Origin of the sequence: Haloarcula terrestris, from assembly GCF_031624315.1 — an archaeon.
GTDB lineage: Archaea > Halobacteriota > Halobacteria > Halobacteriales > Haloarculaceae > Haloarcula > Haloarcula terrestris.
Map to the genome: position 1 here is coordinate 133,098 of NZ_JAMQOM010000003.1, position 11,805 is coordinate 144,902.

10 protein-coding genes are annotated in these 11,805 nt (G+C 62.7%); 6 read left to right on the forward strand and 4 right to left on the reverse strand.

The features are described from left to right. Positions 1–8 precede the first annotated feature (8 nt). Complete coding sequence (gene aglG / locus NDI54_RS07765) at positions 9–944, forward strand: glucosyl-dolichyl phosphate glucuronosyltransferase (RefSeq protein WP_310895887.1); 936 nt, start codon at positions 9–11, stop codon at positions 942–944. 3 nt (positions 945–947) lie between these two features. Next, complete coding sequence (locus NDI54_RS07770; RefSeq protein WP_310895888.1) at positions 948–2,144, forward strand: glycosyltransferase family 4 protein; 1,197 nt, start codon at positions 948–950, stop codon at positions 2,142–2,144. Here the strand turns inward: NDI54_RS07770 and NDI54_RS07775 are convergent. From NDI54_RS07775 to NDI54_RS07785, 3 genes are read right to left on the reverse strand one after another with little or no spacing between them, the layout of a single operon-like run. After that, positions 2,132–3,487, reverse strand: coding sequence for a sulfatase (locus NDI54_RS07775; RefSeq protein ID WP_310895889.1), 1,356 nt, complete (start codon positions 3,485–3,487; stop codon positions 2,132–2,134). The genes NDI54_RS07770 and NDI54_RS07775 overlap by 13 nt on opposite strands. A gap of 35 nt (positions 3,488–3,522) precedes the next feature. Next, positions 3,523–4,965, reverse strand: coding sequence for a lipopolysaccharide biosynthesis protein (locus tag NDI54_RS07780; RefSeq protein ID WP_310895890.1), 1,443 nt, complete (start codon positions 4,963–4,965; stop codon positions 3,523–3,525). Next, positions 4,962–6,347: a sulfatase gene (locus NDI54_RS07785; protein ID WP_310895891.1), complete on the reverse strand. Its 1,386-nt coding sequence runs from the start codon at positions 6,345–6,347 to the stop codon at positions 4,962–4,964. The genes NDI54_RS07780 and NDI54_RS07785 overlap by 4 nt, the downstream gene beginning before the upstream one ends. Positions 6,348–6,443: 96 nt before the next feature. Between NDI54_RS07785 and NDI54_RS07790 the strand changes: the two genes are divergently transcribed. Genes NDI54_RS07790 through NDI54_RS07805 form a run of 4 tightly spaced genes read left to right on the forward strand, consistent with a single transcriptional unit; the run spans position 6,444 to position 10,853 of the window. Further along, the gene (locus tag NDI54_RS07790; protein WP_310895892.1) at positions 6,444–7,316 is read left to right on the forward strand and encodes a hypothetical protein; all 873 of its coding nucleotides are present in this window, start codon (positions 6,444–6,446) and stop codon (positions 7,314–7,316) included. A gap of 48 nt (positions 7,317–7,364) precedes the next feature. Further along, positions 7,365–8,333 carry an alkaline phosphatase family protein gene (locus tag NDI54_RS07795; RefSeq protein ID WP_310895893.1) on the forward strand — a complete coding sequence of 323 codons (969 nt, stop codon included), beginning with the start codon at positions 7,365–7,367 and terminating at the stop codon, positions 8,331–8,333. Between the two features lie 45 nt (positions 8,334–8,378). Then, positions 8,379–9,713, forward strand: a complete 1,335-nt coding sequence (locus NDI54_RS07800; protein WP_310895894.1) for a sulfatase-like hydrolase/transferase — start codon at positions 8,379–8,381, stop codon at positions 9,711–9,713. Positions 9,714–9,755: 42 nt separating this feature from the next. Continuing rightward, a complete protein-coding gene (locus tag NDI54_RS07805; RefSeq protein WP_310895895.1) occupies positions 9,756–10,853 on the forward strand; it encodes a glycosyltransferase family 4 protein in 1,098 nt (365 codons plus the stop codon). Positions 10,854–10,855: 2 nt separating this feature from the next. On the opposite strand, the gene NDI54_RS07810 is transcribed toward NDI54_RS07805, so the two are convergent. Further along, a complete protein-coding gene (locus NDI54_RS07810; RefSeq protein WP_310895896.1) occupies positions 10,856–11,698 on the reverse strand; it encodes a TrmB family transcriptional regulator in 843 nt (280 codons plus the stop codon). Positions 11,699–11,805: the final 107 nt, after the last annotated feature.

The window sequence follows — 11,805 nt, forward strand, 5'->3', positions numbered from 1 at the left end:
CACCGACTATGCGAGTCTCGGTCGTGCTCTGTACGCACACGATGGAGCGCTACGACGACTGCCGAGCGGCGGCCGAGAGCGTCTTAGCCCAGACCTACGACGACGTGGAACTCGTCTTGGTTTCCGACGGCGACCGGACGGTGTACGAACAGTACGAGTCGGACTTCGGCGACCGGGACGACGTTCTCACCTACTGTAACGACGAGAACGTCGGCTTGCTGGAGAGCCGGAACAACGGGGCCGAAGTCGCCACCGGCGACGTGGTCGCGTTCTTCGACGACGACGCTATCGCCGACGAGGAGTGGGTCGAGGCGTTAGTTGCTGCCTACGAACGCCACGACGCGCTCGCGGTGGGCGGCCGAATGACGCCGGCGTGGGTCGCCGGCAAACCCAGCTTTCTGCCCGCGGAGTTCTACTGGCTCATCGGCGTGACCCACCGCGGGTTCGGCCCGAACGGCGACCCCGACGAAGCCGGGGTGGTGCGCAACACCTTCGGCTCGAACATCTCCTTTGAACGAGATGTATTTCTCGAATTGGGCGGCTTTGACGACGATATCGGCGGGCGTCAGGGCGAGAAGAACCTTCAGGGCGGTGAGACAGAACTCTGTGCGCGCCTGCGCACCGAGTACGACGAGGGGGTGTACTACACTCCGGACGCGCTCGTCGCTCACAAGATATTCGACTACCGAACCGACCCAGGCTGGCTGTTAGACCGGGCGTTCTGGCAAGGGTATTCGAAACGCGGGATGGAAGTGTTCGTACCGGAGTCGACCGGCGAGGAGTCCGACTTCCTGGGTGATCTCCTGTTTCGGTTTGCCCCTGCCCGGATTTGGAATCTCATCCGCTCGCCTTCGGTAGCCGGCGTGTTGCAGCTCGTGTTCCTGTTTGCCCTCACCGCTTTCGTCGGCTTTGGCTACCTGTACGGGATGACTGTCTGGGGGTAACAGATGACGGGGACAACACACCGGAACAAAGCGGGCGAGGCGGGGACACAGGAAACGGACCTCCCGAGCGTCTGCGTGGTTACACATCCGCTTGCTGCCGCCGGCGAGAACGCCACGCGAAGCCTGCTCGATATCCTCTCTGCGATCACGTCTGTCGCACTTGTGACTGCGGACCTGCCCGCCGACTCCGAGATCCGCGAGCGCCACGAACTGGTCGAACTCACGCAGAAGGGGGCGGGTAACTCGGTGCTAGTCGCCGCCTTCCGGTTTCTCCTGAACCAGCTCCGGATGTGTCGCGTCATCGCCGACCGGGACGAGGAGGTGGTGCTCTTTTTCGGCGCAACGTCGTACCTGCTGCCGATTGTCGTAGCTCGGCTACTCGGGAAGACGGTCCTCGTCGAACCACGCGGCGACGTACCGCTGACGCTCCGCCTGAACTGGGAACAGCAGTTGCCCGACAAAGTGGCGGCCGGACTCGCCGGCACGGTACGCGCACTCGAACGGGCCGGTTTCGCCGCGGCCCACGGCGTCGTCACCTACACGCCGGAGATGGCTCGCCAACTAGATCTGCATCCGGAAGCCCCGACGGTATACCCGACGGGTGCACGCTACGTCCGGACAGACGAGTTTCGCGTGCAACGGCCCTATGCGGACCGCGACCGCGTCGTCGGGTTCCTCGGGCGACTCGACGAAGAGAAAGGAATTCGAGAGCTCGCTTCCGTCGCCGCCGGACTGCCCGACGACGTTACGTTCAGGTTCATCGGTGACGGCGACCTCCGAGAGTGGCTGGAAGCCGAACTCGCGTCGGAAATCGACGACGGCACGGTGGAACTCACTGGCTGGGTAGAGCACGACGACGTTCCCGCCCAACTGAATGACCTCTCCCTGCTCGTGCTGCCGTCACAGCCGACGGAGGGGCTCCCAACGACAATCCTGGAGTCGCTGGCCTGTGGGACGCCGGTCCTCGCTTCCCCGGTTTCGGGTGTTCCCGACGTTGTTCGCGAGGGCGACACCGGCTATCTCATCGATTCGCGGGACCCAGAAGCTCTCCGGGAAACGATACTCGACAGCCTTGCCAGCGAGGACCGAAACAGCATCAGCGCCGCCGGCCGTGATCTGATCGAAGCAGAATACAGCTTCGAGGCGGCCTGTGAGCGGTACCGTGGGATTCTCGAATCCGCTGCCGGCTACTCGTCGTAACCCAGTCGCCGGAGTCGTTCCTTGACCTCTTCGTCCATGTCCGGGCGCTGGACATCGTCTGCCTGTGTGGCCCGGACGAGCTGCCGGTGGTCATCGAGCCGTTTGCGGAGCCGCCGCTCTTCGGATGGGTGATCCTCGATGACGTTCACTTGCTCTTCAGGGTCGTCTGTCAGGGCATACAACTCGTCGGCTTCGTCATCCTCGTGGGCGATGAGCTTCCACTCGGGCTCCCGAACGCGGATATGCTCGTAGCCATCGCTATCACGGTAGCCGCCAAGAATCTCGGTGCGGTCCCACTCCCCATCGAAGACAAGCCGCCGGAGGCTCTGTCCGAACCAGTTGTCTGGAACGTCGATGCCGGCAGTATCAACGAGCGTACAGGGAAGATCAGTCAATCCGACCAGCTCATCGTAGCTGCCCGTGTCGTCCCAGCCGTTGATCAAGAGCGGGACATGGTTCTTTACGTCGAGCAACCTGGCCCCGCCGAAGTAGCCATGCTCGAGGAAGTGGTCGCCGTGGTCTGCCGTCAGGGCCATCACGTAGTCGTCGCCCCAGTTCGCCTCGACGGCGTCCATAAGGCGGCCTACCTCCGCGTCGTTGAACTGTATCTCCGCGTCGTAGAGGTCGATGAACGTCTGGTGCTCCTCCTCCGTCACCGCCTCGGGCTCCTCGATGAACTTTCTGCGAAGCTGGATCGAGTCGCTGTCGGACACCGGCTCGTCCCGGAACTCGCGCTGGTACTCCTCGGGCGGGAGGAACGGATGGTGGACATCCATGTAGTGCGCCCAGACGAACGTCGGCGTTTCATCGTCGCTGTCCTCGATGAACTGGATCGCTCGGTCCGTGATTTCGTCGGCCGGGACGTGATAGGACCCGACGTTGATACCCTGCGACGACTCGATGAAATCGTAGCCCCGCTTCAGGAGATTTAGGAGTCGGCCGTCGAGGTTCGTCTTGGCCCACTTGCGGAACTTCGAGGTGGTCGATTCATCCGGTGCCGAGTCGTAGAACTCGTCCCAGCCCCGGTCGTAGCCGAACTGCCCGGAGACGTAGAGATTCGAGTGAAACCCGCCGGTGCGGTAGCCGGCGTCGTCGAGTACTTCCGAAATAAGCGTCTGGTCCGCAGAGATGCGTTCGTGGCCGCCGTACATCATCGGCGTCACGCCGGAGAGGATACTGGGAAACGAAAACCGGGTGCCACCGACATGAGAAAAGGCGTTCATGAACGTGCTGCTCTCTTCGGCATACGCGTCAATATTCGGCGTCGTATCTCGCTCGTACCCGTGGTACCCCACGTGGTCCGCTCGGAGCGAATCGATAGTAACGAGGAGGATATTGGTCATGATACTGCGTCCGCCAGTGGCACAATTAAGGATTGCTATAGTATCGTTTCCGGCATGAGCAGCAGGGCTTTCGCGCGGACCCGCGCCGAGATGACGACGAGGACGACAGCGTAGACGACCCCACCGAAGCCGGCGAGGAACAGCGTCCCGGGCCGACCCGGAGGCATCAGCATGGCGACGGGGGAGACTGCGGCGGCCATCAGCGCGGCGGCGGCGACCTGGGTGCCGAGCGTCCGGTAGGGAATCCGGATGGAGCCGACGATGTTCCCAAGCACCCAGTAACCGACCAGCGCCCGAATCACCGACGACAGCGCGGTGGCGATGGCCGCACCCGTCCAGCCGAGTTGCCAGATGAGAACTGCGTTCAGGATCGCGTTAGAGACGATGAAAACCATGTTAACACGGAAGGCTGCATCGGGCCTGTCAACCCCATTGATGACATTTGTGAACTGGGAAGCGAACACATCTGCGAGATACGCCGCGATGAGGATGAGCAACACCGTTGCGCCTTGTTCGAACTCCGGACGATAGAACCGGAGGACCCGCTCGCCGATGACGGCCGCGCCGACGAACCCCGGGATGACGAGGATACCGCTGAACGCCAACGCCTCGTCGAGGTAGTGGACGATACGGTCGTAGCCGTCTGTCGTACTCAGGTCGCTGACCTCGGGAAAAAGCGTCTGGCTGATCGAAGAACTCGCGATGGCAAGCATCGATGCGATACCCCACGCCGCCTCATAGATGCCGATGAGAGCTGCACCGACAAAAAACGAGAGAAAGATGGTGTCGAGCCAGCCGAAGACCCGGCCTCGGAGCGCCCCCATCCACGCGTACTTGGCGTAGTCGACGAGACTCCGGAGCTGGTCGACAGTGGGCAGCGCCGGCCGCCGCTCGCTAAGCAGGAAGGCGGCCACGGCGGCGACAGCCAGCGACAAGGCGTGGCCCAGCGCGATACCAGCCACACCCATCGCCGCCAGCAGCGCACCGACCTGCAGGGCGGTTCGCGTCACGCGCTCGCCGGCCTTGAGCCAGCCTGTCGTGGCGACTCGTTTCTGCCCCTGCAGGCTCCCCTGTGCCGTGCGGTATGCGACCGTCGCGATCAGCATGACCACGATCTCCACGTCATATCCGATGAGGACCTGCATCAGTTCGCGGTTGCGGGAGACGATCCCGCCAAGAAGCTCACCGGCCGCTAGAACCAGGACGCCGAGCACGCCAGCCATAGCCACGTTGAGCAGGATGCCGCCGCCGATGAATTCCGCCGGACTGTCGCCTTCGCTGATGCGCTTTTTCATCGCATTCGCGACGGCGTTTCCGGGAACAACGAGCCAGAAGAAGCCAAGCGAGACGATAACTGAGTACCGACCCAGCCCGCTCGCGCCGAGTACGACGGCGATGAGCCACGTCGCTGCGAACCCGGCCAGCGAAACGATCACCTGCGAGACGAAATGCGAGAGCGCAGTCTTGCCGAGCCTCATTCCATGTAGCCGAGATCTCGGAGCTGGCGCTGGACCGTGTCGGAGAACTCTTCGTGCTGGCCCTCGGACACCGGCTGGCCGTTCGCTTCAACCCAGTCGGTCAGGTCGGACTGTAGCGACTCGGCAACCGCAGGATGCGCCTCGCGCACGTCGGTTTCTTCGTCGGCCAGGTCGAACAGTTCCGCTCCATCTGGGCTCTCCTGGTAGCGCCACTCCTCTGTTCGGAGCGCGTTCAGCGTCCCGGTGTGCAACGCCGAGTAGTCGAAGTCAGGGTTGTGTGTGAGCAGTTCCTCGTACGTGTTCGGACCTCGTTGGGAGACGGCGAATTCACGGCCCTCCTCGCGGAGGTCGACTCCGATGGTATCCGAGCCGTCCACGCCGGCGACTTCGAGCAGCGTCCGCATCACGTCGCTGTGCTGGATGATGTCGTCATCCTCAACGGTCAGCGGCTCGTCGAGTCCGTTGATGACGAGCGGGACGCGTGTAACGGCGTCGTTCAGGACGTAGCTATGCGAGAGTAAGCCCCATTCACCGAACAGTTCGCCGTGGTCCCCCGTCACCACGACGACAGTATCGCCGAGATCGAGCGAGCGCACATGTGAGACGAGCCGCCCCACCATCTCGTCCGTGTATGCGATCTCCGCGTCATACATCGCACGCAGCGCGGCCCACTCTTCATCGGTCAGGTCGCAGCCGTTTGCGACGATTTCATCGAGGTTGTAGTGGATCTCGAGCGCACGTTCGGCGGCCTCGTGCCCGGACATCGCTAGGTCGTCGGTGAAGGCATCGAGGTATTTCCCCGGCGGGTAGTAGGGCCGATGGGGTTCGTTGTAATGCAGATAGAAAAAGAACGGGTCAGACTCGGATTCGAAGTCACCCAGCCATCGCTTCGCGACACCGTTCATCAGCAGTGGCGACGCGTGTTTCGACGTGTCCGTCGTCAGCCCGGCCGAGTGGCTCCGGATGTTCCAGAGGTACGAGGCGAGGGTCTTTGCGCCGGCCCGGTGAATCGTTGATGAGGCGAGCCACTGAAACCGGTCGAAGCCGCGGTCGAGGTTGGTTGCAGAGCTAACATACGAGTTGCGGGACAGGCAGGCCGTCCGGTAGCCGGCGCTGCGGAACCGCTCTGCGACCGTCGTCATACCGTCCGGAACCGCGTTCCCCTCGATGCCGATGTTCGTGTGGGTCGGCGCGTAGCCCGTCAAGATCGCACCGCTGGAGGGCAGCGTAGATTTACCGTGGGCGATGCACGTATCGAACCCGTGGCCCGAGGCGGCTAGGTCGGCCATCTCCGGGGTCGTGTCGCGCTCGTAGCCCCCGATGGTCGTGTGATCTGACCGGAGGCTGTCGAGAGTAATCCAGACGATATTCGGCGTCGACATACAGTGTAGTTTCTGATGATTTGTCCTCCGGTAATTTATATTCCGGTTCCGGATGGAGACGGATGATTTATGACAGATGGTGGGATATCCGGACGCATGCCCGAGAGCCCGACGGCTGACACCAGCGCCAGCGAGCAGCTCTCATACCGGCTTCGGAAGTGGCTGCTCCAGCGGGCCACTTCGATGGCCGGCGCTGACCAGCATCAGCGAATCGCGGCGGGCGACTGGGACGTGCTGCTCGTTCTCGACGCCTGTCGGCTCGACACCTGTCGGGACGCTGTCGACTGGCCTGTTCAGGAAGTGACCACGCCGGCCAGTTGTACCCCGGACTGGCTCACGGCTGCCGCAGACCGGGGCCTGTTCGCCGGGAAAACGGTCCTGACCGCAAATCCGCAGTATCAAAAGTTCGAGTTCGAGGCCGACTCGATAGAACACTTCTGGCAGAGCCACTGGGACGAGCGCCGCCAGACCGTGCTGCCCGGTCCGGTCCTCGATAGAGTCACCGAGCATATCAACGAGGACTCGTCACCCGTTATCGCACACCTCCAGCAGCCCCACTGGCCCTACGTCGCGCGAATCGACGACGAATGGGAACTCGCCTACCCGGACCTCGGTCCGTGGACGGACGATGGCGAGGAGATAGCTGGAATGCAGGTGGCGATGGCCCGCGGGAAGATCGACGTTGAACGGGCCTACAGTGCCTATCGGGCCTCGGTGCGGAGCATCTGGCGAACGCTCCTTCCGGCCATCGAGTCGTGGGTCGCCGACGGTCACACTGTCGTCGTCACCGCCGACCATGGCGAGGTGTTTGGCCGCCTCACTGACGCCACGATGTACGAACACCCCTGCAAGGTGGGCATCCGACCGCTGACGGCTGTCCCGTGGGTCGAATTCGATTCGTCCCAACCGGAGACGGTCGATGACGGGACTGTTCAGGACCGCCTGGAGGCACTGGGCTACGCCGAGTAGCCGAAGTAGATAAGTATTAAATGGACACGTCGCAGAATTGAGACAATCATGGTGCTGGTCGTCCTCGGTATCGACGCGCTGGACCCGGAGTTGGTGGACTCCACGGACCACCCAAACCTCACCCTTGACAGCCATCGGTCCATCGAGACGATAAACAGCGTCGAGGGGGAGCCAAGTACCCACGAACTGTGGCCGACGATTATCACCGGGCTCACGCCCGAAGAGCACGGGCTCAAACTCGATGACGGCGTGGCCTGGGAGAACCCCCTGCTACGGTACGGGAGTGCGGCCGCGAACTACCTGCTGCCCGACGGACTCCAGACCAGAATCGGCGCGTGGCTGCTCAACAACACCGGCGAAGACGCGTTCCGCGTTCCGGCGACCTACTACCAGGAAAACGGGCTATCGACGGTGTTTGACGGCCGCGAGGCGGCGACCATCGGTATCCCGAACTACGTCGTCGACCCCGAAAACGAGGACCGAGAGCACAGCCTCCGGCGGAACCTCGGAGACCTATTCGAACGTGACGGGAGCGCCCCGGGTGGCCACACTTCGGCCGACCCGGCGGCGTTCTACGAGCAGTGTCTGGAGATGTCGATGATCCGCCTCGCTCGGGCACGAAGAGCGCTCCGAGGTGGGCAAAAAGAGCTCGTTTTCGCGTACACGAGTGGGCTCGATCTTATCGGCCACGTCTCCTACGACCACCCGACACTCCAGATGCAGGCCTACGGCGAACTCGACGAGTTCGTCGGTGAGGTTGTGGGCGACCTCCGCGAGGACGACGAACTCCTCCTCGTGAGCGACCATGGCCTCCAGGACGGCGTCCACACCCACGAGGCGATGGTGGCGGGCACGTCGTCGCGTCTTGTCGAGGAGATCGATAGCGTCCTCGACGTGCGAGGCGCAATCGAGACGGAACTGCGCAACCACGACCACAGCGGCCCGGGCGGCGAATCGCTCTCTATCGAGGACAACGACGCGGTGACATCCCAGCTCGAAGACCTCGGCTACATGTAGCTTGACGTAGTGAGATTTATACTGGCGACGTGATTCCCGTTACGTGTGACTAGTATTGCCCTGGTCGTGCTGGATACCCTCCGTAAGGACGCCTTCGATGAACACTTCGAGTGGCTCCCGGGGACCACGTTCGAGCACGCATACGCGCCGAGTCACTACACTGTCCCGTCACACGCCTCGCTGTTCACTGGGCTCTATCCGAGCGAGACAGGCACGAACGCGAATTCCCACCAGTTCACCCCGCCCAATCCCCCGCTTCCCCGCCGACTACAGGACGAGGGACTGGAAACCCACGCCTTCAGCGCGAACGTTCAGATTTCCAGACAGTTCGGCTGGGACCGGGGATTCGACAGCTACAACGGCTCCTGGAACTCCAAACACGCCAACGCGACCGACGACATCTTCGAGTGGAACGCGTTCATCCGGGAACACCGCGACGAAGGACCACAGCGCTATCTCAAGGCTCTGTGGGCGTGTCTCTCCGGCGACTGCGACACGGTCCCGAGTCTCAAACACGGACTGGAGATCAAATATCGGACCCATACCGTGTCCGACTCCGGGGCACAGGAGGCACTCTCACACGTCCGTGGCACCGATTTCGCGGACGACGCCTTCCTCTTTATGAACCTGATGGAGGCCCACGGGCCGTACAGACCGCCAGAGGAGTACCGGACAGTGGAGTTCGAGGAGATGCCAGGGTTCGCCGAGTCCGTCCAAGAAGAACCGGTCGACGAGGCCTACGCCGAGACCATCCGGCAGGCCTACGACGACTCGGTGCGGTATCTCTCCGACAAATACGAGGCGATATTCGCGGAACTCAGCGATGAATTCGACTACGTGATCACGCTCTCCGACCACGGGGAAAACCTCGGCGAGAAGGGGATCTGGGGCCACGGACTGGGCCTCTATCCGGAGCTGACTCACGTCCCGCTGTCGATATGGGGGATGGACAGCGGGGAGACGCGCGAAGAGGTTGTCAGCCTCATCGACGTTCACCGGACGATACTGGAGATGGCCGGTGTCGGGGACACCGAGTACGAGGGCCGCGGGCGGGACCTTCGGTCGCCAGTAGCGCATGCACCGCAGTTGGCGGAGTATCTCGGCCTGAACATGTGGCGCGAACGGAAACTGGAGGCGGCCGGTCAAACCGACGAATTCTCGACGTACGACCGGGAGCTGTACGGCATCGCCACAGCCGAGGACTACTACGGGTACGAGGACTTCGACGATGAGTTCGTCGAATCAGGGACGAGCACCCTCGAAGCCCCCCGTGACCGGATGGACGAATTGATCGATGACCTCGATTATTCGGCGGGCGACGACGACATTGCTGTCTCAGACTCGATGATGGAGCGTCTCGAAGACCTGGGGTACGCCTGAGGTCGCAACCGTTTTGCCTGGCCTCAGCGAAGGCCCACCACCGTGGGTTCGTTGGATATCTGTTTCGTGGTGAACGCGGTCGGCGAAGGGAGCATCCCGGCGGAGATCGCGACGGCGGTGACACGGCACACCGACCACACTGTCGATATCTTGACGTGGTTCGACTCGGGGCAGTTCGCCGGCGAAGAGCTACTGGACGTTCGGTCCCTCGACGCGCCGGATACGGCGCTTGGTATCGACTCGGCCACGTATCACCGCGCTGCCCGAATCCTCTCAGAGTACGACCTCGTCCAGGCCCACCACAACCACTCAGCGGCCTTCGCAAAGGTCATTGCGCGACGGGTCGGCGTCCCGGCCGTCTCCCGTGAGGGCAATACCCGGGACGGGTTCACCCGGAAGGGGCGGATAGCAAACGGTGTCACCAATCCACTTGCCAGACGTGTCGTCTGTATCTCCGAGAGCGTCTATCAGTCGTTTACCTCTTGGGAGCGGGCAATACTGCCCGAACGAAAGGTTCGGCGAATCCCGAACGGCGTCCACATAGACCGCATCGACGAGACCGCGCCTGCGCTCCCGGACGGCGTCACCCCAGCGGACGACGCCTTCCTCGTCGGTAACGCGGCCATGCTTTACGAACAGAAGGCACAGGACACGCTGATTCGGGCCGTCGCCGAGCTGAACGAGCAGGCCGACCGACCGGTCGAACTCGTCATCTGTGGCGACGGCCCCGAACGGGCACGCCTGGAATCGCTTGCCGAGACACTCGGTATCCGATCACAGGTCTCCTTCGCTGGTCTGGTCGAACGCCGGGCTGTCTACGCTATGGCGAAGGCCGTCGACGCCTTCGCAATGCCGTCCCGCTGGGAAGGGTTTTGTTCGGCCGTCGCTGAGGCCCTGGCCGCGGAAACCGCGACGGTGCTCTCGGATATCGACACGTTCAGAGAACTGTACGACGGTGCGGCGCTGTATCATGCGGTCGACAACGTCGGCGGTCTCACGGACTGTCTGGAGCGGCTGTTAACGGACGAATCACGCCGCGAGTCGCTGGCCCGGGCGGGTCGCGATCTGGTCGAAGAAAAGTACACTATCACGGCCGTTGCAAAGCAGTACGGCGCACTATACGACGACATCGTGGCGTAGTCTCAGTTCGGACGCTGGACACTCTCGTACTCCCAGATTAGATCGAAGTATCGCTTCATCCCGGCGACGAACGACCCGTTGTCCGTAATCGCGGCCTGTCGCATGTGGTTTGGCACGTCCGGTTCCTCGACCAGCAGAATCGCCTCGCCGCTGTCGTAGTCCATGCTCGGGTCGACGAGGGTGCCGCGCCAGGGGAGCTTCTCCGTGCTGAACCGCAGATCGACGGCGGGATACTCCGCCGCCAGCCGGTCGACGATCTCGGCCTGGACAGCGGCCTTCTCGGCTGGGAGGTTGTCAGGATGGAGGAACAGGATGCTGACATTGACGCCACGTTCGAGGGCCGCTTCGAGAGCGCGCCCGACGTTATCGAGATAAGCGAAGCTGTTGGTGATGACCCGGAGCGTGTCCTCGGCATCGTCGTACAGCCGCCTGGTCTCGCGTTCGCTGGGTTCGCCAACATCGACGACGTGGAACAGTTCGGCTGTCGGCGAGATGTCCTCGCTGGCGCGTTCGAACCGCGGCTCGTATTCGGCGAGGAAGGCCTCGCGGGCGGAGTCGATCTCGGCAGCGAAGGATTCGTACGATTGCCGGTGGTTCTCGACGGCCCGGTCGAGGATTTCATCGGGGGCTTTGGGCTGGTACTCCTTGGGGCGGCCGGGAATCACCTTGATGAAGCCGCGGTCGGACAGCGATTCCAGTACGCCGTAGACTCGGGCCTTCGGGATGCCGCTGGCTTCCGCGAGATTGGGGGCCGTCGTTCGTCCGAGCGAGAGCAACTGTTCCAGCGCTGTCGCCTCGTACTCGGTTAGCCCAACCAGGTCGAACACGTCCGCAGGCTCGCTCATACACGCTCATGTGTGGCAGGGGATGTAAAACGCGTCGCCCGCCGCCGGAATCTATTAGTGGCTGGCTACCAGTAGTTACTCGCAAAGTGAGTAACCAAACTAGCCCG